Origin of the sequence: Azospirillum sp., assembly GCF_035628975.1 — a bacterium.
GTDB lineage: Bacteria > Pseudomonadota > Alphaproteobacteria > Azospirillales > Azospirillaceae > Azospirillum.
Genome location: NZ_DASPIS010000130.1, coordinates 15,414 through 38,308, shown reverse-complemented (window position 1 = coordinate 38,308; position 22,895 = coordinate 15,414). Strand labels below are relative to the sequence as shown.

At 66.2% G+C, this 22,895-nt stretch carries 18 protein-coding genes; all 18 read right to left on the bottom strand.

The features are described from left to right. Positions 1 to 590 precede the first annotated feature (590 nt). The 18 genes from VD964_RS27310 to VD964_RS27225 all read right to left on the bottom strand — a co-directional run bounded on the left by VD964_RS27310 (position 591) and on the right by VD964_RS27225 (position 22,777). Entirely contained in the window at positions 591 to 893 is a 303-nt protein-coding gene (locus tag VD964_RS27310) for a hypothetical protein (protein ID WP_324871602.1), read from the bottom strand. Continuing rightward, on the bottom strand, positions 890 to 2,218 hold the full coding sequence (locus VD964_RS27305) for a hypothetical protein (protein ID WP_324871601.1): 1,329 nt from the start codon (positions 2,216 to 2,218) through the stop codon (positions 890 to 892). Before VD964_RS27305 ends, VD964_RS27310 begins: the two co-directional genes overlap by 4 nt. A gap of 15 nt (positions 2,219 to 2,233) precedes the next feature. Further along, positions 2,234 to 4,474, bottom strand: coding sequence for a hypothetical protein (locus VD964_RS27300; RefSeq protein WP_324871600.1), 2,241 nt, complete (start codon positions 4,472 to 4,474; stop codon positions 2,234 to 2,236). A gap of 28 nt (positions 4,475 to 4,502) precedes the next feature. Beyond that, entirely contained in the window at positions 4,503 to 5,894 is a 1,392-nt protein-coding gene (locus VD964_RS27295; RefSeq protein ID WP_324871599.1) for a hypothetical protein, read from the bottom strand. After that, the gene (locus tag VD964_RS27290; protein ID WP_324871597.1) at positions 5,887 to 6,354 is read right to left on the bottom strand and encodes a hypothetical protein; all 468 of its coding nucleotides are present in this window, start codon (positions 6,352 to 6,354) and stop codon (positions 5,887 to 5,889) included. Before VD964_RS27290 ends, VD964_RS27295 begins: the two co-directional genes overlap by 8 nt. A gap of 12 nt (positions 6,355 to 6,366) precedes the next feature. Beyond that, entirely contained in the window at positions 6,367 to 8,430 is a 2,064-nt protein-coding gene (locus tag VD964_RS27285; RefSeq protein ID WP_324871596.1) for a hypothetical protein, read from the bottom strand. Positions 8,431 to 8,440: 10 nt separating this feature from the next. Beyond that, on the bottom strand, positions 8,441 to 8,998 hold the full coding sequence (locus VD964_RS27280) for a hypothetical protein (protein WP_324871595.1): 558 nt from the start codon (positions 8,996 to 8,998) through the stop codon (positions 8,441 to 8,443). Continuing rightward, complete coding sequence (locus VD964_RS27275) at positions 8,995 to 9,507, bottom strand: hypothetical protein (RefSeq protein WP_324871594.1); 513 nt, start codon at positions 9,505 to 9,507, stop codon at positions 8,995 to 8,997. The genes VD964_RS27280 and VD964_RS27275 overlap by 4 nt, the downstream gene beginning before the upstream one ends. Continuing rightward, positions 9,504 to 10,391 (bottom strand): SMI1/KNR4 family protein, encoded by an 888-nt coding sequence (locus VD964_RS27270; RefSeq protein ID WP_324871593.1) that lies wholly within the window; start codon positions 10,389 to 10,391, stop codon positions 9,504 to 9,506. Before VD964_RS27270 ends, VD964_RS27275 begins: the two co-directional genes overlap by 4 nt. Then, on the bottom strand, positions 10,388 to 11,680 hold the full coding sequence (locus tag VD964_RS27265; RefSeq protein ID WP_324871592.1) for a hypothetical protein: 1,293 nt from the start codon (positions 11,678 to 11,680) through the stop codon (positions 10,388 to 10,390). Before VD964_RS27265 ends, VD964_RS27270 begins: the two co-directional genes overlap by 4 nt. Beyond that, entirely contained in the window at positions 11,677 to 14,949 is a 3,273-nt protein-coding gene (locus tag VD964_RS27260) for a hypothetical protein (RefSeq protein WP_324871591.1), read from the bottom strand. Before VD964_RS27260 ends, VD964_RS27265 begins: the two co-directional genes overlap by 4 nt. 2 nt (positions 14,950 to 14,951) lie before the next feature. Then, complete coding sequence (locus VD964_RS27255) at positions 14,952 to 15,245, bottom strand: hypothetical protein (RefSeq protein WP_324871590.1); 294 nt, start codon at positions 15,243 to 15,245, stop codon at positions 14,952 to 14,954. A gap of 7 nt (positions 15,246 to 15,252) precedes the next feature. Beyond that, positions 15,253 to 15,705, bottom strand: a complete 453-nt coding sequence (locus VD964_RS27250) for a hypothetical protein (RefSeq protein WP_324871589.1) — start codon at positions 15,703 to 15,705, stop codon at positions 15,253 to 15,255. Positions 15,706 to 15,822: 117 nt separating this feature from the next. Next, entirely contained in the window at positions 15,823 to 16,998 is a 1,176-nt protein-coding gene (locus VD964_RS27245) for a hypothetical protein (protein WP_324871588.1), read from the bottom strand. Between the two features lie 44 nt (positions 16,999 to 17,042). Next, a complete protein-coding gene (locus VD964_RS27240) occupies positions 17,043 to 17,990 on the bottom strand; it encodes a hypothetical protein (protein ID WP_324871587.1) in 948 nt (315 codons plus the stop codon). Positions 17,991 to 18,096: 106 nt separating this feature from the next. After that, on the bottom strand, positions 18,097 to 18,294 hold the full coding sequence (locus tag VD964_RS27235; protein ID WP_324871586.1) for a hypothetical protein: 198 nt from the start codon (positions 18,292 to 18,294) through the stop codon (positions 18,097 to 18,099). Positions 18,295 to 18,315: 21 nt separating this feature from the next. Beyond that, positions 18,316 to 20,823, bottom strand: coding sequence for a hypothetical protein (locus VD964_RS27230; RefSeq protein WP_324871585.1), 2,508 nt, complete (start codon positions 20,821 to 20,823; stop codon positions 18,316 to 18,318). A gap of 13 nt (positions 20,824 to 20,836) precedes the next feature. Continuing rightward, the gene (locus VD964_RS27225) at positions 20,837 to 22,777 is read right to left on the bottom strand and encodes an alpha-amylase family glycosyl hydrolase (RefSeq protein ID WP_324871584.1); all 1,941 of its coding nucleotides are present in this window, start codon (positions 22,775 to 22,777) and stop codon (positions 20,837 to 20,839) included. Between the last annotated feature and the right edge of the window lie 118 nt (positions 22,778 to 22,895).

Sequence of the window (22,895 nt, the reverse complement as noted above, 5' to 3'; positions counted from 1 at the left end):
GCTTGCGGGACGAACGGCAGTGCCCATAGAGTGCGGATCCAGGCAGTCAGAACGAGGGCCGCAGACCTACCAGACCGCGCCCCGCCGCACCACTCCTACTCAGCTTAAAGTAGCATCCCGCTCAGCGCCAGCCGGGACGTGACTGCCACCAACAAGCTCTTACGGTTGGATCAGGAGGCGGTGCTTGATGGAAGCTCTCCTCGCAGGGAAGACGCCATCATCATGCCGACGATGGTGCCGGCCGCCTTCACAGCGGAAGGGTGGCCGGCTTCATGTCGGAATGGTGGCCGCTATCAAATCGGAATGCCGGCCGGCTTGCGATCGGAACACTGGCCGCTTTGGCGTCGGAAACCGTGGCCGCTTTCAGTCGGAATCTGCACGCCGCCACCGATCCCGTGACGACGCCGGTCCGGACGTTGGGCGGTTGCGGTCGACGAGCAGTGCGGGCAGTGCATCGGTCACCTCATGCAGAGAGGTGACCCCCTACGTTCATCCCGCCGTTTCGATCAAGCTGGCGCGAAAGCTGCCGGAACCCGACAAGATCAACCTTGCCAGATCGAACTTGACGGTGCCAATCCGGTCTAACGCCATCACAGGGCAAGGAGCTTGTGGGGCGTTGAAGCGACGAGGCGGTTGGCGGGAGGTACCGCATTCGCCCCGCTGAGCAGAACCCCCTTGTCGCTGACGGTGAGCTTGGTCGATCCCGTGTTCCACATGACCGGCTCGGTTACGCCGGCTTTCGAATTGGTGAAGGTGGTCGAGGCAGCGGCCAGAACCGGCTTGCCCTCGACCACCAGCTTCGACAGCGCGGTCTCTTCCAATGGAAGCTTGGGAACAAAGTCCGCAGCTGGTTCGGGATGGACCTCCCCCGCGCATACCACGCTTTTCGTCATCGCACCGCACCGGCCTTCATGACGACGCGCGACACGCCGGTCCACCGGGCCGCGTCGTCCGTCGACGCGTCGACGCCCGCATTGTGCAGCACCTCTGAAACTCTGGCAGGGGTTGCCTTCGCCAGGTCGGCGATGGTGCCGATCCCTGCCGCCTTCAAGGCTTCGCGCGCCTTCTCCGGCATGAACTTGGCGTTGTCGGTTTTCAGGTCGCCGACCTCCTGCCCGGGGATGAGCCCGACCGTGCCGGCCACGGTTGCGTCGGAGAATCCCGTCGTGTTGAGGGCACGGACGACATTGGCAGCTGCAGCGTCCACGATGGCATTGACCGAATCGAACTTGGCGTCGTCCGGAACGCCGGTGAAGAAATCCGCGACGGTTCGTCCGTTCGGCAACGAGCGCCCGCCGAACTTGTTTACGAAGTCCTGGCGCGACAACTGCCCGCCGGCAGCATGTATTGCCTGCCCGATTTCAGGCTCCGCGTCCATCATCAGCTTCTGGAACGTGCCGACCTCCTCGACCAGCGGAACGACCAAGACCGGGCGTTCCGCGGTCACCCCCGTCTCCATGGGCCTCATGATCATCCCGACGGGGGAATGCCATACCTCCATGTCCCTGCCGTTGAACGTCGTCACATCCACCCGGCGCACCGGGATGCCGCGCAGGAATCCGGTGTTCGGATCGGTGCCGGGTCGCCAGATCGGCTCGTCGACACCGGCACCGCCGATCACCGGGCTCCAGGCCGGCAGCAGCCCCTTGTCGAACAGTTCCTTCACCCGCGGTCCGATCTCCAGCCAGTCCGGCCGCGGCCCGGTTGGGGTCACCGGCCCGAGAGGAGGCAGACGCTCCAGCGGCCCCGGAAATTCTGGACGGGGGAACGGCAGGGACGGCCGCGGCCGCTCGTTGAGCCGCCGATGCAACGTGTTTAGCTCCGCCCCGACCTCGAGAAGGGCGCGCGCGACCTGCTCGCGCAGCGCTCCCAGGCATTCGAACACCTTCGTCACGTCCGCCGAGACATCGTTCACGTCCTTCAGGATCGTGGCGAAGCGGTTGTTCATGCCATCCTCGCCTTCGGCGCTCACCACCGTCTCGCCGTCCTGCCAAACGGTCGGGAACTGCTTGGTCGGATTGGCGGACGCGACGCAGGCTGCGGCTTCGGCCGCGACCGGCTGCGTGAAGGCGAAGTTGTCCTGCAAATAGTCGCCGATGAACCGGATGGTATCGAAATAGTCCTCAAGGTCGGTTCGGTACATACGTTTCAGATCGTCGCGCAGAGCCTCCACGGCCAACTCGCGTTGGGTCAGCGTCTTCAAGACCTGGTCCGCCATGATCCTTCCCTCCGGTCAATCGGTCGTGTCCGACGGTTTCCATCCGGCAAAGCGGGGCAGCCGGTAATGGCGGTAGCTGCGCTCGTGCTTCACGCTGGGCGGCTCGTCAGGACGAGCCGGATCGAACCGGACCGCTCCCTTGCGCAGGAACCACGTGTTGAACTCGATGCCGGCCGGCCGGAACCGCAGCAGCAGGTTCATCAGCTCTTCATAGGCACCGAAGTCGAGCCGGACACCATCGCGCGGCTCGATCCGCACCTCGAAGGGATCTGCGCCAAACTCGCGCCGATAGGTCACGGCGATCAGGGCATAGAGTCCGTCGGGCGGATCGACGCTCCGCGGCGACGGGCCGACACCGGCAAACCTCGCTGGCCTGTCCGCTTGCGGGCCCTTCAGGGGGACCCAGTACCAACGTGTCTGGACGGCCGCTCGTCCGGTGAGATTGGCGCCCAGCGGCGGCACGCCTCGGGGACCCGTAATCAGAAGCACCGGTCCGGCGGCCAGCACCGCGACGACGAGGCCCGGCACCGCCTTGGATGCCAGTTCCGAAATCATGGCCGACAATCGCGTGAGGGCGGCGGCGTTGCCCTGCTTGAGGTCGGCGCTCGACGGATCGTCGAGCTGGAAGCCGACGAGGCCGACCGGATCGGCGGCCATGATCGCGGTACTCAGGGCAGCCGTCGACGAAGGCGTGAGAGTCCCGCCGCGCAGGTAATCGGCGAACCCGCCGGCCGGGTCCGCCAGACCGGCCTGGACGGCGCCCTTCACCGCGGCGCCGTCGATCGCAGCACCTGGAACCGCAGCAGCCCCCGCGGCGGCGACCAGCGCGTCGCGCCAGCGCGTGCCCTGGGGATCGATCCGGTCGCTCAACTTGAAATCGGCCAGCGTGCCGCTGGCCCTGTCGGCGGATCCCTGGATTTCCGTTCCGCCGAGACGCAGGGGGGACAGGTACAGGGTGTCGGCCGCGGCGAGCAGGACGGTCTCGAACCCCGAAGCCCTCGCCAAGGCACCGATCGCCGTATCGCCGCGGGCGACGCGGTCCGCCGCCTCCGTGATCATCCTGGTCATGGCCGCGTCCAATCCGGCGGGCGGAGCGGCGATGGCGGCCTTCAGTTGGGCCTCCGCGGCCGGACCGAACCTGACCTCTGCGCCGAGCCCGAGTTCGTACCGGTCACCACCGTCGTCCCGCTGTCCCTGAAGTACCGTGACCGGCGCCGCCAGTCCCAGCGCCTTTGCCACCGCGCACAGGCGCAAAAGAGCCTCGGCCAGCGTCGGAGCAAGAGGCGTGCTGGCAGCAGGGTTGCCGAGGATGGCCCTGAGGTCGGCGTGCAACGCCGTCTCATGTTCGGCGGATGCCGTGTCGCGAACACGCGGAGGCAGCGCTGCAGCCCCCGGGTCGATCAAAATATTGTCGCGGATCCGGGCCAGGAAGTCCGTGCGCTGCGTCGTCGCCTGGGCCTTGGTCGCGGCGGTGGAGACGAGGAGGATGGCGGTTTCGAAGGGATTGTCGCGCTCCAGGATCCCGACCGCCGGTTTGCCGTCGGCCGCCACCAGCCCGCTCTCCACCATGGCTGCCATCAACGTCTTCGTGGTGGGCATCGCCATTTCACGATAGTGCTTCAGCCGGCGGCGGTAGGACTGATCATCCTCGCGGTATGGTTCGACCTGCATGGCGCCGTTGGCGAAGGTGATGCGATCCTGGAGGCGCGGCACGGCAAGGTCCGCGCCGTGACGGTCGAGCAGCGGACCGCTCGCGCCGGCCAGCAGGCGCACCCGCGCGAGCATGCGGATGGTGCGGCGCAGCCGGGCCGCCTCAATCTGGCCCAGGTAGACGAGATGGGCGAAAACACCCCGGACCACACGCAGCCGGACCCGGTCGGAGATCCTGATGCCCGAGGGTCCCTTGATCGACACCTTGATGGGCGGGTCCAGCCGTCCATCGGCGGGAAACAGGGCGGCCAGCGCCGTTCCGGCCTCGCTCCACGGCTCGAACACCACTGTTCGTACGATGGTGCGACCCTGTCCCGACACCGTGGCTGTGACCGAGATCGCGGTTTCGCCCAGATCGCCCACCAGGACGAGATGCAGGCCGCAGGCGTCCAGGACGTCGCCGACCTTGCCCTGCGCCTCCTCGCTTGCGCCCGCGATCGCCACGTCCTCCAGTTCAAGTCCGCCGGTGAGCGGGCCGGCGAGATGCTTGCGTGCCCGGCCAAGGCCATCGGCACGGTCGCTGTCAGTGAGAAATGTCCCGTCCATGGCTGTGTCACCGTTCAGCTTGCACCGTTCAGTTCGTCACCGTGATCCAGCGGCCGTCATCGACGAAGGTGGCGATGCTGCCGGCGGGGATCGTGAGATTGTCCCCCTCGGGCAGATCCCTGAACGCGCCCGCCTCGGCGGTCTGGGAGGCCACGATCCTCAGGTCCTGCACGTCCACCACATTGGGGTCGCTCATGATCAGCCAAGCGAGCCGCGCGGCGCGGACGGGTTCGCCGAATCCCAGGCTGCGGATGTAGGCGCCGATACGGGCCAGCAGCACGTTCTTGAAAGCCGCGCCGGGGGCCGATGCGGCGACAATGCGTGCCTTCACCGCGACCGGCACGCGCGGCGCTTCGCGCACCGACGCGAAGATGCCGATCGGGCGGATGTCCTCGATGACGGCGAGTATGGTCTCGCGCAGGCCGTCCGGACCATCCCAGATCGCGCCGTCCTCGGCCGCGACATAGATCGACAACGGGTAAGGGGTGAAGATGTCGCGCTCGCGGCCGAAGGTCTGCTCCCCGAAGAGGAAGTTTCCGTAGATCGGTCGGTTGAGATCGAGGCCGCCGAACTGGTCCACCACGACGACCCGGCTCACGCCGGGCACCAGCTCGACGGCGAGCTGGATCGCCTCCGTCGTCCAGATCGAGCGCGGGACCCTCAGCAGGAGCTGCCGATACCGGTCGTCTCCCCACCGCTTCGTTCCGCCGGTGAGCGGCTGATCATGGTCGATCCGGACCACCTGTTCGACGGTCAGCGGGGGATTGGCCGCGAGCGCCAGCGGGCGCAGCGTCCCGTCGACCCACTGGTCCCGGGCGTTGAAGGATACGATCTTCTGCCCCGGCTGGTCGGGGCGCAGATCATGACTCTCCCCCGGCAGGAAGGCGGACACCGCGACGGTGGCGCTGTCCTTGGGCGGCTGGCCGAGGCTGACCGCTTCCATGGTCATGACGTGGTGACCGCCGGCGGTGGTCAGCCGCGTGCCACGCGGGACCATCAGCCCGTCGGGCTGCTGCGCAACCAAGTCGGGCCGCAGGAGCGTGAATTTGACGGCGCCGGTGGCGCGCATGAACGGGCGTGGCAGGCCCATCGCCTCTCCCAAGCTGGTCAAGGCCGCGCCACGCGCCGTGGAGGGGAAACAGTCGTCGATGGCGAGCGCAAGATCCGCGTGCAGGTCGGCAAGACCGAGCGCCTGGAGTTCGATCAGTTTGCGCATCACGGACCCGGTGGCGAGGTCTATGTCGTTCCCGAACACGACGCGGGCTGCCGCGAACCCTTCGGCGACGAGTTGCTGGTAGGGTTTCGGCACGAAGCCACGGTCCGCCGTCACGCCGTACAACCCGCTGTCGCCCGAACGCGCCACCAGCTTTTCCAACTCGGCAAGCCTTGCCGCATCGATCACGATGTTGGCATCACTCATCCAGGTCTCTCCCGAACGTCACTCGCTCGCGCTGACCGAGGACGGTTTCGAACAGGCACTCGACCACCGCATGGATGGGCCGTCGTCCGGGCCGGGCCGGCGGTCCGGCGGCGACGGTGACCTCCACCACGGTGCGGACGCGGGCATCGCGCACCAGCACGGCCGCCGCGGAGGCGCGGATCCGCTCGCTCTGCATGGCGCGGTTCTCCTCCTCGGCGATGGTCTTCAGCCCGTCGAAGCCGAAGCCGAGGTTGAGGAGATCGGTGCCGAGGCCCGTTGCGAAGGCCGCCTCCAGATCCTGCGCAAGGGCTTCGGCGCCTTCTACGATGGGAAGCATGCGCTTTCCGTTCACCTGGACGAACGCGACATCGACCTGGGTCGGATCGTCCGGGGCGATCCGGCCCGTCCTGATCCCGAAACCCAGGACCCGTCGTTCGAGCAGCTTCCGCTCGTCATCCATGATGGCCCTCCTTCACTCGATCTCCACCTTGTCGTTCTTGACCGTCAGCGTGGTCGCGCCAGCCGACAGTTCGACCGTGCCTCCTGCTCCGGTAGCGGCCAGGGTGATCGACGGTGCGGAAAGGTCGATGCTGGTGTCGCTTTCCAGGCTGATCGAGCCCTTCCCGGTGATGGCCACTTCGCCGTTCGGCTTGATCACCAGGCTTGCCTTGCCCTGCGTGCCCTCGACTTCAATCAGCAGCCCCTCGGCTTCGGGGCTCGGCCGCTTCGCCGCGTTCTTGCTGCGCACGATCTCGCCGATCCGCACCGTAAGCTGGCCGACCTGAACGACCCGGCTGCCGCCGGTGTCGATGAGGTCGTGGGTGCTTCCGTCCGCGGCGGGCACGATGGCGTCCGACGCGCCGCCTTGGTCCTTCACCTTCGGGGCGACGGGCAGGTGCAGCCAATAGTCGCCCGGCTGCGCGTCGGGCGGTCCCGGCTTGTCGTTGCCGTCGCCCGACCACCACAGGGCGCCGAGATCGACGGCATCGTCGGCGCTCGCACCGTGCTGGGCGATCAGGACGCGGGTTCCGGGATGCCGCGGCAGCACCATTCCGTAGCCTCCCCATGCGAACGGGGTGGCGTAGGCCACGCCGGCGACGCGGGCGTTGGTCCTGCGGTCGACGTCGACAATGCGCAGTGTGTTGGAGCGGCCGCCGCGGTCGCCCAGGCCGTAGAGGATCTCGCTGGTCTGGCCGGGCTTGCCGGGCGTGGACGCGGGTGCGAAGGAGCGGACTTCGGCGACGTCGAGGCCGGCCCGGCCGGACAGCGCGGCCATCTTGCTTCTGATCGCTTCGGCCGACCCGCCGGTGTCACTGGCGACGTTGCGCCGTTGGGGGTCGAACGCGGGCAGCTCCGCCTTGTCCTTGCCCTTGAGGATCTGTCCGCCGACCGTTGTCGTAAACCCCGTCTTGGCCGAGATCTCGTGCCGGACGCTGTCGACCAGAAGAAAATGGTTATCGGACGACCCGCCGACGACGGCGGCAACATTCGCGGCCACCGAGAGCACGGCGTCGGCAGCGGCCAGACCCGTTCCGGGCAGGCTAGCCTGTTCAGGCACCGGTTTGGGGAACATCACGACGTCGCCGGGCTTGACCCGACCCTCCCCGCGCAACAGGAGTTCGAAGCCGCCATTTTCGGTGGCCGATCCCTGGCCCAGCCGGTTGGGGGACGCGGAGATCAGCGATTTGCCCGCCGCCAGTTCGCGTGCCTCGCTCTCGAAGGCCGCCAGCACTTCCTTGCCAATGAGGATCTTGTCGTCGCGCAGCAGGTAAGCGCCGAGCGCCCGCGCGTCGCGCGCGGAATCGATCGCCTCGGCGATCTTCCCCGCGATGCCGGCGAGGGCATCCGTGCCTCTCAGATCCTTGCGCGCGGCCGGCTGGTCGGCAGCCGGTGTCGCCGCGGCGGAGCCGGCCCCCGCCGGCCCGGCGCCGGGAAGGACCGCGCTCACGGCGGCGGCCAGCGGAGTCTTCGAGCTGCCGCCAGCCGGCACCACGCCGAGCGCCGCCACGACCGCCTTCGCCAGCGCTTCCGCGTCCGGAGCGCGGATGTCGCCCGCCGTGCGGGTGATCGACAGGGCATGGTACATGGCGTCCGGCCCCTTCAGGCGAAGAGCGTAGCGCACCTGATCGACGTCGGGGGTCATTTCGGTGATGGCGAATGTGACCGCCAGCGTGTCGTCTCCGGCATCGGCGCCGGTGAGGCTGGCCACCGCCGACACCAGCTCGCCCACCCCCGGCAGCGGCACCCGGCCGTGCCAGTACAGGTGCAGCCTGCCGACGAGGAAGCTCCCGGCCGCCGCCTTGTTGACGGCCTCGTGCAGCAGCTTCTCGATCGTCGGGCGCCGCAGGCCCGAAAGACGCACTTCGGTGGCTCCCCCCTCCAGACCGCGCATGCGCGTCGTCTTGATTTCAGCTCTCACGCTGTCGTTGGTGAACTCGAAGAGGTCTTCGTCCTTGGCGGCGCCGTTCGGTTGCACCGTCCTGCGCCTTATGGAGAGGCGCCATCCCGCCGTGACCGCAAATTCCGGAGACTGCATGGCGATCGTCCTAGATCTGCTGGAACCAGAATTCCACGCTCAGCTGGTCGCGAACACGTTTCGGGACGGGCGGCGGATGGTACGACGACACCGGCTCCAGGAGTCGCCAGCCCATGGCCAGGCTGGTTCCCGCGCTGACCCCGCCGCGCATCGCCACCGTGTCGATGCGGTAGTCGAGGACGGCAATCTCCAATTCCGCTGCGCCGGTCATCGGCAGGAGGTGCCGGCTGCCCGGAGACGGCGGTAGCGCGCCGAGCAGACGCCGGCCACCCATGACCAGAAGGCGGGCGCCGCGGTCCAGCCGCACCTGCTCCACCTGGCTGGAGGCCACCGGCTGACGGTCGAACTCGGCCGAGGTGACCAGCGCGTCGGCCGGGGCGTCGGTCCACAGACGGGCCGTCCCTGTCGGTACGATCAGGACGACTTCGTAGGTGGCATCGAGTGCCAGCCTCAGCGGCAGGCTCTGGAAGCCCTCGCTGCGCACGGTCGTGAGGCCGGCTATCGGATCGGGCCGGACAATCCCGCCACGGTCCTGCAGGACGTCGAGATAGATGGCTGGATCGATCATGGCATGCTCTCTATGGCGCCTTTGAGCGGCACCGCGCAGTTGACGATGTCCAGCACCTTGGACAGCGGCGCCGTTGCCGGGCGCGGCACATGCTGGAAGGTGATGGAGACGTCGATGACGCCGATCTTGGCGGCGGAAACCGTGAAGTTGAGCGATTCGATGAACATGTTGGTCCGGATCGCCAGGGGAGTGGTGACGATCAGCCCGTCGAGCAGGCCCATGGTCAGGAAACCCGCCAGGGAGCCGCGCATGGCGCTTTCGGCCATGGTTTCGAGCTTGAGCTTGTCCGCCTGCCGGCTTTCGCCGACCAGGAGGCCGCTCAGCGAGATGCGGTCGGAATGGGTGTCGACCAACGCACGGGCGAGCGAGGAGCCGAGCGGCGACAGCTGGTAGGACGCGCTCTGGGTCACCGCCGTGACGGCGAACAGCCGGACGGACAGGAGCGGCGTGCCGTCGGTGATGAAGACCGGCGCGGAGTTGGTGTCGGTCAGGAAGCTGACGCGGCTCATGATGTGCCTCCGCCTTCGATCCAGGCCCGCAGGACGTCGGTGAAACGGCCGAGCGGCGCGGCCTGCGCGGGATTCTCGCCCGCGCCGACCACCATCAGCCGGCCGCCAGGAAGGTTGCGCCAGGTACCGGTCGTGACGATCAGGCGCCGGTTGCCGATGCGCCCGATGTCGAGTGCGCCGGGCCTGCCCTGTGCATTCAGCGTCGACGCGACGGCCGTGACCCCTTCCATGCCGACCACGTCCACATCCTCCGCGGGAATGGCGAGCCCGTCGCAGTGCTCGTAGAATGCCGACAGGCCGGGGCCGTACGACACCACGTCCAGGGCGGGGTCGATGCGGCTCAGGTAGTCCAGCGGGGCGCGGAGATTGATGCGCTCCGGTCGCTTGCCGACGGTGGAGAACAGCCGCTCCATGGCGATCTGCTCAAGGTTCGCCGCGTCCTTGGGCAGCGTGCGGCTCGCGGCGCGATCGACGAACTCCGCGAGATCCGGTGCGACCGGCCGGCTGAGATCGGCCGCCAGCGCTCCGAGCAATCCGAAGTACACCGTCTCCGGACCTTCTCCGAGGGCGTTTCCGGGATCGAGGAAATAGACCCCGTCGCCACCGTCCGAGCCGAAGATCACCGCCTCCGGCAGTTCCGTGAAACGGTCGGGCAGTTCGTTGAAGGAGACGTAGGTGTCGAGATCGACGATGTCGACGTCGCCGAAATCGATGCCGTCGGCACGGCCGAAGACCTGCCGGAGCGCGGCCGGCATGGGCCCGCCCGCGTCCGCTTCGGCATCGGCGATGTCGTCGGGCGTGGGCACGGGTTGCCGAAGCGCGCCCCGGTTCCGGAGGCGGTCGAGGGCTGCCGTCAGCCTTGCTGTGCGATCGTCCGCCATCATAGCCCCTCCGCGATCGCCTTGACATGCTCGGGGTGCAGCTTCTTTTCGAGTAGGGGAAGGATTTCGTTCCGGGCCTGCTGGCGGAAGGCATCCAGCGCGGCTTGCCTTTCGGACGGCGACACCCCGGCCGCGTCGAGATCCCCGGCGGCCTCCTCAAGCAGCTTGGCGAAGGAGAACTTCCTGAGATCCTGTTTGAAATCCGAGAGCGCCGGCCCGCCCGGCTTGCCGCTCTCCTTGTTGAACTTGATCGCGGCCTTGAATGCCCTCTGCGCATCGTCGGCCCATTTTCTCATGTCGGGGAGGCGGGTTTGCTGTCTCGCGGTGACCCTCTGATGCGCGGTGCCCGCCCTGCTGTTGCTCAACAAGACCGTCCACCATTTCTCATAGGAGTAGCCGAGGCCGCCGGCTTCGCCGAAGACCCTGAAGGCGTTCATGGGCACGTCCGAGACCACATGATTGGCGTGGAGCAAATGTCCGACGATCGGCTTGCTTCCGTAAGGCACCTTGAGGACCGTGAATTCCAGCTGGACGCTCAGCTTGCCTTCGATCCTGGTCTGGACGGCGCGGCGGACGCCGCCGGCCACGCTGGTGTCCCTAAGATCGAAGATGAACACGGCACCTTCCGCGCCCTCGAAGCGGAGGGCCCGCAACACCTTGAACGTTTTGCCGCCGACCGTCAGCGTACCGGCCTTCCCGCCGGAGCCCGTCTTGAACCATGGGCATTCATTCACCAATTCGCCGAGCTTCTCGACCAGCGTCAGGCCTCTGCGCTGGGCGCGACTGCGTTTCCGGCCGAGCTCATCGACATAATCCAGCTCGCGCGGGCGGACCGGCGACCGTTCCTCCGGCGGGACGGGCGTGAGCGCCTTCTCGCCGGTGTGGGCGAAATCGTCGGTGACCGGCTCCTTGTAGAGTTTGGCCAACACCTGTTCAAGCTTGGCGTGTTTTTCCTGCAGCTTCGGCAGCATGTCGGCTATCTTGCCTGAGAGCTGCTTGTTGTTGTCGCTGACCGTCTTGAGAATGCCGTCCTGCAGTTCAAGGATTTCCTTCTGGATCGCGAACACCTCCTTGAGCGCCTTTTCGCCGGCCAGACTCAGTTTGCCGATGCCCTTGCGCACGAGCTTGAACGCGATCAGTTCGACCGCGAGCTTCGCCATGGCGTTGGTCATGCGGCCGCCGGGCCGGCTGAGATAGGCGATGACCTGTTGCGCGTGGACGCAGCTTTCCACGGCCGTCCGAATTCCCGACCCCATGGGAGCCATGTGCTGATCCAGGACCTCGATCCTCACGACCCGCCTCCCTGCTCGTCCAGACGGATTTCATAGGTCGGATGCCCAAGACCCTCGATGAAATTATCCGGTGAAACGGGCTTTTCGGCGGGGGGCTCGCGGGGTTTGGCCGGGGGCGAAGCAGGCGCGGCCGCTCCGGTTTGCGGCGGGGTTTCACCGAAGCCCTCGTTCTCGATCTCCTTGAGCAGGGCGGCCACCGCGTCGGTGCCCTTCGCCTCGATCATCTGGGCCAGGACCGTCTCGAAGCTGCCCTCCAGCATCGCCTCCTTCTGGGCTGCGGCGGCGAGAGGCTCGAACAGTTTGTCCATGATGGCCGGCAGCAGTTTCGCCATGCCGATCTGCACCAGAAGCTTCGGCACGATGCTGTCGCCGAGTTCGACAGCGAGGTGGTCGAGCACCCTCTGCGTGGCTCCCCGCCCCAGCGTGCCGGCGGCTCCGGCGCCTCCCTTTGCGACGAGCGCCTTGATTTCGCCCCGGGCACTGGCAACGACCCTGGCTGCGCGCGCCATTTGCGGCAGTTCCGGCGCGATCAGCAGGGCGATCTCGATCATCGAGAAGAACAGCTCCAGCTCCGCTTCGGCCGCGCTGATGACGGCATCGGCGTCGACGAGCCCTTCCGCGAGTGCCGCGTGCGACAGCGCGGTCTGAAGCCGGGAGACGGCGAATACCGCGCCGGCGGCCAGCCCCAGCGGGGCGAAGATCATGCCGAGCGTGATGGTGACGCCGAGCTCGACGACGACCAGGAACTCGGCGGTCACCTGGATGGTGCGCAGCTTGCCCTGGCTGCCCTGGTCGAGATACGCCTTGTTGGAGAAGCCCGGCTCCAGGGCACGGTACGCGACGCGGTGGATGCCCTGAAGTTCGTAGCCGGCACCGCCCTTGCGCTCGACGATGTGCCCGACCTCGACGGCGAAGTCATCCTTGTCCATGACCTTCCTGATGGCCGTGCTGTTGCCCGACTGCATGCTTTCCAAGACGGAACGGAAATAGGCGCGGGCCTTTTCCTCGCCGGAGGTGAAGGCGGCATAGGTGCCGCGCAGGTTGCGCATGTGCTTCACGAGCGGACTGAGCTGCGCCGCGATCCCGGTTCGCAGCGCGATCGCGCTCTCCAGCTCTTCGCGCGTCCAGAGGTGGTTCGCCTCGTCGCGTATCACGACCTTGCCGTCCGGGAGATATTCGACGGTGCCGACCACCTTGGCGCGGGCGGCGATGTCGGAACCCCAGTCGAGTATCCGGCTGTTGAGATGGTCCTTGACGTCCCGCCATGCACCGTAGGCGGTGGACAGCTTGGCTTCGACCGCATGTCTGGCTTCATTGAGCGACCGCGGCGGCGGCACCCGGTCCACCGTCCGCCCGATCTGGTCAACGATGTTGGGAAACGGACCCGAAGGCAGAATGGCGTCGATCTTGCGCCCTTCCGCGGCAATGAGGCGGGCGCGCAGCTCCTCCAGCCGGGCGGCGGTCGCAAGGAGGCCGCGCATGGCCGGATAAACCTTCTGGAACTCGATCTCGAATCTCTCCGCCAGGAGCGCACCGATCATCGTCTTCGAGGCCTCAAGCGCCTGGAGAAGGCAGACCGAGCAGGCGTCGGCGAACAGCCGCTGGAACATGTCCCCTTGCGGTCCGACGACGCGGCTCAGGAAATGCCCCACCCAGGGCGCCCCCAGCGCGCAGGTCTTGCCACCGCCGTCGAGGCGCAGGTTGTTCATGTAGGTGCGGGTGATCCGATCGATGAGGTCGTCGAGCAATTCCGCCGCCCCGGCAAGCGTGCGCAGGGCTTGCAATGCCGGCGAAGGGCCCGCCGTCATGTTCGCTTCGCCAAGATCGCCGTTTCCGTCGCCGACGGGCGTCACCTTCTCCGGTTCGCCGCACCCGAGAGTCTTGGCCTGGAGGCTGCGGCCTATCAGTACCTCCAGCGCTCCCATCGCGAAGCTCGCCGCATAGCGGTAGTCCGTATCGGGCATGTCCAGCGACGCAGCGATCCGGCGCATCGTCGTCCGCAGCGCCTCGCCGAATTCGCCCAGCCTCGTGACGTCCGGCTCGCACTGGAAGGGCTCCAGCGAGACGCGCACGCCCCTTCCGGTTCCGGTCGCCACCTCGATATGGGTGCCCGCCTCGAAGAGCGTGACAGGGCACCGGCACTCTTCGCCTTCGCTCGCACTGGCCTGCGGCAAGGCCCCCCCGGCCACCGGCGTTTTTTTCGGCCGCTCCGCGCCCGTCCCTCCACCGCCGGCCTCGTCCCTGTCTTCCCCGGCAAGATGCACGTTCTCGCTCAGGTAAGCGACGACGATGAGATCGGTATCAATATTCCTGCGAAGAAGAAACAGCGCGCCGTCTTCGCGCTTGTAAATGATGCAATCGCTGAAGACGACTTTGCCGACGCGGTCGAGGTAAGCTTTGGTGACATTCTCCTTATCCGGCCGCTGGCTGGCGATGAATTTGGCGGCGTCGTTGATCGTGCTGAACGGGCCGCCGATCCTCCTGATCGTAAAGGATTGGGTTTCCGGCTCCACAAGGCCGGAGAATTTCGGCGGCTCGGCCTGTAAATCATTGCCGATCGCCACCCCGGTGAACACGTACCGGTCGCTGTACAGATGATCCGCGCGGATGCCGTCTTCCATCACCGTGCCGTTGAACAGGGCCAGCGTGTCGGTTGGGTCGCCGCCGGTGAGCAGGCCGAAAATTCCCTGGAAGGGGATCGGACGCCCGGCCTTCCGCAAGGCGGCGAGCAGCGGAACGCGCAGCCCGCGGCATGCTTCCTCGTGAGTGGCAAATCTCCTGAGGGGGATTCGCTGGGCCGACCGTGGTGTAGCCGCCCGCCTCCCGCCGCCTTTCGTGCCCGACTTGCCCAGCACTTGGCGCGCGCGAGGCGTCTTCGCGCCGTTGTAGCTGTCGACCAGATAGGCATCGCCCAGATCCCGGTCCGGGTCGTAGGGCTCGGACGGCCGTTCGCGCGGACCGGCGGCAGCTCCCCTGCGGCCCGGTGCGGCGATGCCGGCCCGCCGCGATGCCTGAGTGATCAGATCCCCGATCGCCTCTTCGACCCGGCTGCGGTGGCGCTCGTCGAGCATGGCCAGCCCATCGCCGGTCCAGGTGAAGGTCGGTCCCGTCGCGACCGCCGGCATCGCGTCGGCGAAGATGTCCCGGGCCGCCCGCGACAAGGCGGCGTCCAGCGCCGCTGTCATGCCGTCCCCGATCAGTTCCGGCGCCCGGTCCCGGACGCCGCTGTCGATCACCACACGGATCGGGACGACGACGGTCGGCGCCATGGTCAGGTGACCTCCATGCCGTCGATGTGGCCGGTGAATTCGGCGAAGGCGTCCTTGATCATGTCGGAGACCTGTCGGGCGTCGAACTCGGCCAGGCGCACTTCGACATGGACGGGGTAATAGACCAGCACCGCCCGGTCCCCGACCTCGAACGCGACGATGTCCGCTTCCGAACCCTCCGCCGGATAGACCGTCTCGCCTTCATGCACCACGGCCAAGCCGGTGCGCACGACGCGCTTCGGCTCGTTCTGCTGCGGGGGCGTGCCCCCGGCTAGGAAAAGAGGGTCGTCCGCCATGACCGGGTCACCCTTCGACCATGCCGACCTTGGCGGAACCGGCTCGCGAACTGACCGCACCGATCAGGGAGAAGCCCGAGAAGGTTGCGGCGGGGGCTCCGGCGATCGTCGCGTTGCTTGGCGAGGTGCTGGTGATGACGCAGTGGCTGAGTGCGACCTCCTTGAACACCCAGTCGAATCCGCCATCATTCTCGACCAGCACGATGTCGAACGGCGTTCCCTTTATGGCGAGCATCATCAGCTCCGCCGCGGCGGTGCCCATCGCCTTGACGGAAATCGAGAACGTCACCTGCGAGGGGCTGTAGACAACGCCTATGTGGGTGCATTCGCAGGAATGCAGGGCTTCGGCGTTGAGCGCGAAGGACGGCTGAAAACTGTCGATGGGGGAGATGAGCTTCTCCTGCCCGCCTTCCGCCTTGTACTTGACGGCAAGGCGCGACTTCCAATTGACGAGATCCATGGCACGAATTCTCCCTGAGAGTCTGCCAGATGCTCGTTGAAGCATCTGGCAGACTCTGCGCATTTGATTTTCCGTGCGAGTCACGCTTCAGACGTGTCCGTCCGAACCGACCGCACCCTAGGCGGTGGCCTCCGGCATTGCGTAGGTCGGCTTGAGGGCGACAACGATCTTGTGGATCGCCGGCCCGATCACCACGAGAACCTCGATGGCGACGTTCCGGGCGTTGCGGGCGGCGGATACGCGCTGGCGCTCGTTCTGGGTCCAAGTGCCTTCCGGCTTCTCGAGGATCTGCAGAAGATCGATGAGGATGCGGTAGCTTGTGATCGCTTGGCGCAGAACATAGCCGTCGAGCACACCCTCCAGCGTACGCTGCACCGCGTAGAGCCCCGACCGGGTGATCCGGGCATCGCCGATCAGCCCGATGAGATTGGCCTTCAGACTGTAAGTCATGTCGTCCAGCAGCCGCACGACATCGACATACGCCAATATGTCGTTGTCGGTCAGTGTGGTGCCTTCGCCGAGATGCAGACTGCCGCCGGGAATAAAGGGCGGATCGATGATCGGCACGATGCGCTGGGCGGCAAGATCCTTGATTTCCTTCGATGAGAACTGCTCCTTGGGGGCCAGCCTCAGTCCCAGCACCTGCTTCAGCAGGATTGATGTCTCTGGCCTGAGCCCGGCGATCAGCGACATTCCGGCTGCGGCGACGTCCGCCTTGGCGCCGCCGTCGACCGTGGCGCCCCGCGCGGCGAACACGATCATGCGCCCCTGATCGCTTTTGTAATTGTCCGCCAGCGGGACCACCGCATCGGCGTAAGTCTTTCCTCCGGGCCGGCCGATGGCCGGATCGATGTAGCTCACGGCGATACGGGCCGAGCCGTCGTTGCTGGCGTCCTCGCAATGCTTCTTGAGAAGCGCCACGACGTCGAGAGTGCCGGCGGCGAGTTGGCGTATCGGTCGGTTCGCCGCTCCGACGAAGGTGACATCCTTCACGCCTTCGAGAACGGAGAAGGCATACCGCCAACCGCCCTCATCGTCGTTCTTGACCTTGAGGCCGTAAACCCGGGAAGCCGCCGGCCGTTGCGCGAGGACGAGCTGCAGGGAAGGCGACAGGTCGCCGCCGTCGCCGAACGTTTCCTTCACGCCCTTGATGCTGTCGACGACGGTGGGCGTTTCGTCCGGACCGGCGTTGGCCATGCCGACAACCGCGACGACCCCCGGTTCGCGGACAGCGACCGGGGTCAGTCCCTTCAGGTCGACAGTGACGTCCACATAGGGATAAGCGACTTCCATGTACGCCTTCTCCTTCCCTTTGCGTCCCCACCCGCATGGAGTGTTCAGACTGAGACGAGCACGACACCCTCGCCGGCGAGCCACCCGGCGGCAGTCGCCATCCTCTGCTTGACCCGATCCTCGGCGGACGCGCCCGGCAACGCGCCGGGCCACCCGGCATCCTCGAACAGTGTTTTCGGCACGAAGAGGAAAACGGGCACCGGATCGCGCGGGGCGATGCCGTCCAGCGGGGGTGTGGCCAGTGGCTGCTGGAGCATGCCGCGCTTCAGCCGCCGTATCTCTGCCAGCGCCGCCTGCAACCAGGACACGCTGTCCGTCGCCTCGCGCACGAGGGCGGCGGCTCTGAACGGCACGGCGCGGGCGACTGGAGGAGCGGCGTCGAGCAGGTCGAACTGCAGGGTCACGCCGAAAGCCGCACCGGACGGTGGGCCGGCAGCTTCGATGAATTCGACCATCTGCGAATAGCCCTGCTGGGCAAGCCAGCGGGCCATCAGATCCGACAGCTCGTCATCGTTGAGGCCGGTGCCGTTGCCGACCAGCCGGAGGCCGAGAGCGATGCGTCTGGCACGTTCCCGTGCGGCGGGGTCGGCCAACGGCCCGGCCGGACCGTCCAGTTCGGCTAGCGTCGGCAGCGGGATCGGGGCGGTGCGCACCTCTGATATGCGGCCGAGTGAACCGGCCATCGTCACGGTCACTGTGCCCTCCAGGAGAGCCGCTGCGACCGGTGCTTCGGCCCAGCCGGTTCTCAGCACCGCTTCACCCGTCAAGCGCCCCTGCGTCCAATCCAGATGGCCGACGGTCTCCATTCTCGTTTCAAGCTCGAGCGGCACGGCCAGCACCACATTGTCGATCTTCAGGGGGAAGGTCTCGCCCGGATTGGGCACAATGCCGAAGGTCGCGCGCGCCAGACGCTCGCCGACCTCGTCGCCGAACAGAGACGCCCTTTGGCTGGGATCCCCCAGTCGGACAAGCACATTGTCCTCGAAGTGCATGACACCCTCTGGGAAAGTCCCTGCGGCAACCGTTGCCGGAAGAAATGATGAAAAAGCTTAATTCGGCAGCGCATGGGTCGTCAACCACCAAAAATACTTTTCGGCACTAATCTAGTAAATCGCCTGATTTTTGCATGAGCTGTCCGAAAGTTCCAAGTTTTATTTTATATTTCATTGTTTCCTTTTTATATAGGTTTAAAAATGTGCATTCTTGTTTCTGAGATGACAAGCGCGCATCCGGCGAATCGCGGCCGGTGGACGACACGACGCAATAGCTGTAGCTTTGCTCCTCCAGACCGCGCATGTCGGTGCTTCCGCTTCCCCGTCATCCATACGCTATGCTCGCATTCCGCGTTCCTCCGGGGATCCAGACCTCCGGTCCGGAGATCGGGAGTGGCCGGCCGTCGGCTTGCGTCGACAGCACGGTGCCGAGCCGGCAGGGGTAGACGTAGGGAATGTGGTCCGGCAGAGGCTGGTCAAAGTCGATGGCGATGGTCTTCGTGCCGGCGTGGTGGTGCAGGGTGTATCCGAAGGCCGTACCGAAAAGGGTCGGGGCGTCGTGAACGGCCACCGTCTGGTCGCCAGCCAGCCAATGCGGGGGAAGTCCGGGAGCGACCCAAACATGGGGGTTACGATCCTCGTCGGCCTCGAAGAACAGGATGTCGCGCACCAGCGTGATCAACTCCGCCGCGGCCCAGCCGTGCGGGATGTCGCCCATGTACCACCAGTCATCCACCGGTCGGGCGAAATCCTTGGCAATCGGATAGCAATGCTGTTCGTTCCACGCGCCTTGCACCACCTGCCAGCCGGAGGCCGCACCGGGAAAGGCTCGAATCTTCGCATAGGCGGCACGGTCGACGGACCAGAACAGGCACTGGTCCATCCGGGCGATGTCGCCGACCAGCAGGAAAGCGTGGGCCAGTTGCAGCGTCAGGTACGGGCCGTAGGCGCGCCAGGCGGAATCGTGGCGGAATCCACCCTCGTCCATGAAGTGCGCCCAGATCGTTTCCAGCGTCAGCCGCGCGGCGAGATCAATGTCGGGGCCGAGCTTGGCGCCCATGTAGAGGCGGCAGGGATGAAAGTACGCGACCGTGCCGATCAGCGTGGAGTCGAGCCGCCCCACGTCGGCCGGGCCGGTCGGGATGAAGGTCTGCCAACATCCCTGCCGACGCTGCTCGCCCAGCACCCAGCGGATCGAGTCAGCCGTCGATATCCGCACGGAGTCGTAAATGTCCCATAGCTCACCCGCGTGCGGGGCCTGAAGTCGCTGGGCGAGTTGGGCGGCTTCCCACAGACCGGCCAGCGCCCAAAAATCATCCCAATAATGCGGTTTGCCCTTGTCGCCCAGATGCTCCGCGCTCCAGCCGTCGTGCAGCAGACCGAAAGCGGAACGATTGTCGCGGATCCAGCGCGCTCCCTCCATCACGTAGGGGGTGAGCATCGATGCGCCAAAGCCGTAGCCGGTGCCGCGGATGCGGTCGAAGCGGCCGAAGGCCCAAAGCGCCTGGCCGTTGCTGTCCCACTCCCGGTCCGTCTGTTCGTGTTCGCCACCAAAGAACCCGTGCTTACGGGCGGGGCCGATGGTGCCCGGCTCCTGGTTATGGAATGTCTCACGGGTGGTATAATGCCGTCCGAACTGGGTCTCCGGCAGCTCCAGGTCGCCCGCCAGCGCGCAGGCGATGCCCTCCACCGAGGAATCGCGGATCCAGAACGAGTCGTAGATCGTCGGGCCGGGGTGGATTGCGCCGTCGTCTGACAGAATCAGCAGCGTCGCCCGGCAGATCCGATAGAGACTCCAAAGATGCCCCACAGGTCCCGGCAACCGGGCCTGCAGCCCGCTCCTGTCCAGCTTGCCCGTCCAGAAATCGCGGTTGGCGTCCTCCCGCTCGTCGGCCGGCGCCGCCCTCAGCGCCTTCAGGTCGCCCTCTCCCCTGAAATCCCCGACCGGAAGGCGCACGTCCAGCGTGAAGGCGCCGTTGGATGCGGGAGGCGCCACGTTCCAGGCGAAGGCTCCCTGGCAATAGCCGCCCTCGATGTCGGTCGCCGTGTCCCAGCCGTTCAGCGCGCCGTGCCTCAGCAGCTCCTCGTACGGATTGACCCGGAGATAGAAGGCGGGGTCCGGCGCGCCGCCGTTGCCGTAGAGGCCGAAGCGCTGCGGATCGCTGTCGAAGGTCGGTCCCCAGATGCGGTTGACCTCCACCTGCCGCTCGCCGGGGCGATAGCGCAACCAGACGAGCCGCCGGTCGGCAGCACTGCGCCTGGCGCGGTCCTCCCGGCGGAAACCGGTCGGTCCGGCCGGCGTCACCGTCAGCACGAGCCAGACAGGTCCCGGCGACGGGCGGGACGCCTGAACGCGGAACCGCACCAGCACAGCGTCCTTCTGCTCCGGCCCGGCCGTCGTGGCCAGGACCTTCTGTTCGACCCGGTATCCCAGCACACTGTCCCAGCTGGTGATGAGGCATGGCAGATATCCCCGTTCCCAGCCCTGGGTCAGCGCGGCCGGGTTGCGGGTGAAGTCGGGATACTGCGGGTAGTCGGCCTGCCGGGTGGCCGGGTCGAAGAGAAAGAAGCCCAGGGAATATTCGTCGTAGACCGGCTCCACTTCCCCGGACTGGCCGATCAGGCATTCCTGCCGCCGATCCTTCACCCCGACGATGTTCCAATATCGATAAAGCGCGTTGGAGGCGAAAGAGATCTCGCGCGTGTCGAACAATCCACCGTCATAGGCATCCGTCCAGGAACGGAAATATTGCTGCACCCACCAGGGCAGGGGAAGTCGCCGACCCTCCGTCTGGATCCTCCACATCAACCTGTAGAATAGGATTTCCGACATCGTTCCGCTCCCGTCAGCGTGCGAAGATCAGAAGCGAATTCGCGGGCAACACGATCCGGGCGCTGGCCGGCATGCCATCCCGTCCGCCCCACCAGCCGCTCACCCCCCCGTAATTCCCGCTCGCCTGATAGTCGTCGTAGGCGTCGCTGTTGAGGATCTCGCGCCAGTGCCCGCCCGACGGCCACGGCAGCTCATAGGACTGGAACGTCTGGTCGTTGAGGCTCGCCACCACGACCACGTCGTGCCCATATCCCTCGACCCATCGGTGAAAGGCGATGACGCGACCATCGTCCCGGCAATGGAGGACATTGAGCTTCCCCTCCCGCAGCGCCGGCTGGTTGCGTCGCGTCCAGATCAACTGCTCCATGAAACGATGGAAGTTGACCATCGCCCGGTCGCGTCCGCTGTCGAGCCCGCTCCACCAGATGAACTGACCAGGGTTTGCCCTGGGGTCGTCGGCCCAGCGCTTGTCCTCGAGGAAATCCTGCCCCATGAAGATCAAGGGGATCCCCGGTGCCGTCATGAGGAGGCCGTTGGCGACCCGGGACCGGCTGACGGCCCACCAGCTCCGCGTCTGTTGCGGCGCGGCCAGTGTCGGAATGCGGTCCCCATTGTTGTGATAGACGGTGTCGTGTTCCTCGATGTACTGCACGCAGCGCCAGGACTGCTCGAACCCCGGCGGCCAGAGGTTTTGCGCGATGCGGGACATGTCCACCCTGCTGCCCATTCCCCAGGAGGCGGCCTTCAGCGCGTCGCGGATCGCCTCGCGAAGCCCATTGTGGTAGCAGGCATCGAACCCCGCGTGCCCGTACTCCTGGCCGACGATCCAGGGGTCGGGACCGGGGCGCCAGTATTCCGCGATCTTGAGGGCGCCCGGCTTCACATAGTTCAGGGTGCTGGTCATCTGCTGACAGAACTCCCAGCCGTGCATCCGGTTGATGTCGACGATGACGCTGACCTCGTCGAAGCGGAAACCGTCCACGTGATACTCACGGACAAAGAAATTAGCGTTGTCGATGAGGAACTGGCGGCACATCACCTTCCAATCGATGTCCCAGCAAGGTCCGCTATGGTCCTGGTCCGAAAAGAGATAACTGTCGTGGTCGTGCTTCATGTCCCATTGCTCGAAGTTCCAAATGCCTTCGACGCCCTGTGCCCCGCCGACGGAAGCACCGACATGGTTGTAGACGACGTCGCAAAGGACGGCCAAACCATGGAGGTGGCAGAGTTCGATCAGAAGCTTGAGCTGATTCGATTGGCTCGCGAGGAATTTCGCGTCCACCGGTGGCAGGCCGACGCGCTGCCGGAAACCGTTCACGAGGGGGCGGTAGTTCTCAACCTCTCCCTCATCGACGCAGTAGTCCTGCTCTGGGGAGAAGATGTCGGAGCCTTCGTAGCCTTGGCTGCGTTCGCTCATGAACTCGACGACGGGCAGGAAGAGCAACGCATTAACGCCGAGCGCGACCAGATAGTCGAGCTTGCCGAGCACGTCCAGGAACTTTGCGACCCGATTCTCCCGATCTGGCCCATTGAAGGTCCCGACATGAAGTTGGTAGATGATCATGTCGTTGAAGTAGGGAGGTCGATAGCCGCCATCGTGCCACGGGTAATTGTCCGGATCGACCACGACGCAGTCGCTCCAGGGATGTGGCGGCACCTTGGTCTGTTCGCGGGCATAGGGATCCCGTTTCAGGCGAGGCCCCTCCGGCAGTGTTCCATCGACGCGGAACTTGTAGCGGGCTCCTGCCCTGACGCCGGGGAAGAAGCCGCTCCAGAAGCCGTTGCGCTCGTTCAGAAGGTTGGCGTCGCCCGGTATCCAGCCGTTGAAGTCGCCGACCACCCACACCCGCTCCGCCCGTGGCGCCCAGCAGCGGAAGATCACGCCACTGCCGTTGGGGACGACCGTCGCGCCCATGGGCTGGTTGTCGGGATCCAAGGGCAACTGCGCGGTCATGGAAAACTCCGCTTTGAAGTGCGGTCTCAAATGCGGTAGCAGGCTCTTGGAGCCTTTTGAAGGCGGGGGTCGCTCTCCTTGCATGCGGCACTTGGCTTCTGGGCAGCGCTTCTTCACC

What these genes read in the sequence shown, in the direction of transcription:
- VD964_RS27225 (WP_324871584.1), bottom strand. Translation starts at nt 22,777, where the DNA reads ATGACCGCGCAGTTGCCCTTGGATCCCGACAACCAGCCCATGGGCGCG.
- VD964_RS27310 (WP_324871602.1), bottom strand. Translation starts at nt 893, where the DNA reads ATGACGAAAAGCGTGGTATGCGCGGGGGAGGTCCATCCCGAACCAGCT.
- VD964_RS27255 (WP_324871590.1), bottom strand. Translation starts at nt 15,245, where the DNA reads ATGGCGGACGACCCTCTTTTCCTAGCCGGGGGCACGCCCCCGCAGCAG.
- VD964_RS27260 (WP_324871591.1), bottom strand. Translation starts at nt 14,949, where the DNA reads ATGGCGCCGACCGTCGTCGTCCCGATCCGTGTGGTGATCGACAGCGGC.
- VD964_RS27235 (WP_324871586.1), bottom strand. Translation starts at nt 18,294, where the DNA reads ATGCGCGGTCTGGAGGAGCAAAGCTACAGCTATTGCGTCGTGTCGTCC.
- VD964_RS27250 (WP_324871589.1), bottom strand. Translation starts at nt 15,705, where the DNA reads ATGGATCTCGTCAATTGGAAGTCGCGCCTTGCCGTCAAGTACAAGGCG.
- VD964_RS27270 (WP_324871593.1), bottom strand. Translation starts at nt 10,391, where the DNA reads ATGATGGCGGACGATCGCACAGCAAGGCTGACGGCAGCCCTCGACCGC.
- VD964_RS27285 (WP_324871596.1), bottom strand. Translation starts at nt 8,430, where the DNA reads ATGCAGTCTCCGGAATTTGCGGTCACGGCGGGATGGCGCCTCTCCATA.
- VD964_RS27280 (WP_324871595.1), bottom strand. Translation starts at nt 8,998, where the DNA reads ATGATCGATCCAGCCATCTATCTCGACGTCCTGCAGGACCGTGGCGGG.
- VD964_RS27240 (WP_324871587.1), bottom strand. Translation starts at nt 17,990, where the DNA reads ATGCACTTCGAGGACAATGTGCTTGTCCGACTGGGGGATCCCAGCCAA.
- VD964_RS27245 (WP_324871588.1), bottom strand. Translation starts at nt 16,998, where the DNA reads ATGGAAGTCGCTTATCCCTATGTGGACGTCACTGTCGACCTGAAGGGA.
- VD964_RS27290 (WP_324871597.1), bottom strand. Translation starts at nt 6,354, where the DNA reads ATGGATGACGAGCGGAAGCTGCTCGAACGACGGGTCCTGGGTTTCGGG.
- VD964_RS27230 (WP_324871585.1), bottom strand. Translation starts at nt 20,823, where the DNA reads ATGTCGGAAATCCTATTCTACAGGTTGATGTGGAGGATCCAGACGGAG.
- VD964_RS27295 (WP_324871599.1), bottom strand. Translation starts at nt 5,894, where the DNA reads ATGAGTGATGCCAACATCGTGATCGATGCGGCAAGGCTTGCCGAGTTG.
- VD964_RS27300 (WP_324871600.1), bottom strand. Translation starts at nt 4,474, where the DNA reads ATGGACGGGACATTTCTCACTGACAGCGACCGTGCCGATGGCCTTGGC.
- VD964_RS27275 (WP_324871594.1), bottom strand. Translation starts at nt 9,507, where the DNA reads ATGAGCCGCGTCAGCTTCCTGACCGACACCAACTCCGCGCCGGTCTTC.
- VD964_RS27305 (WP_324871601.1), bottom strand. Translation starts at nt 2,218, where the DNA reads ATGGCGGACCAGGTCTTGAAGACGCTGACCCAACGCGAGTTGGCCGTG.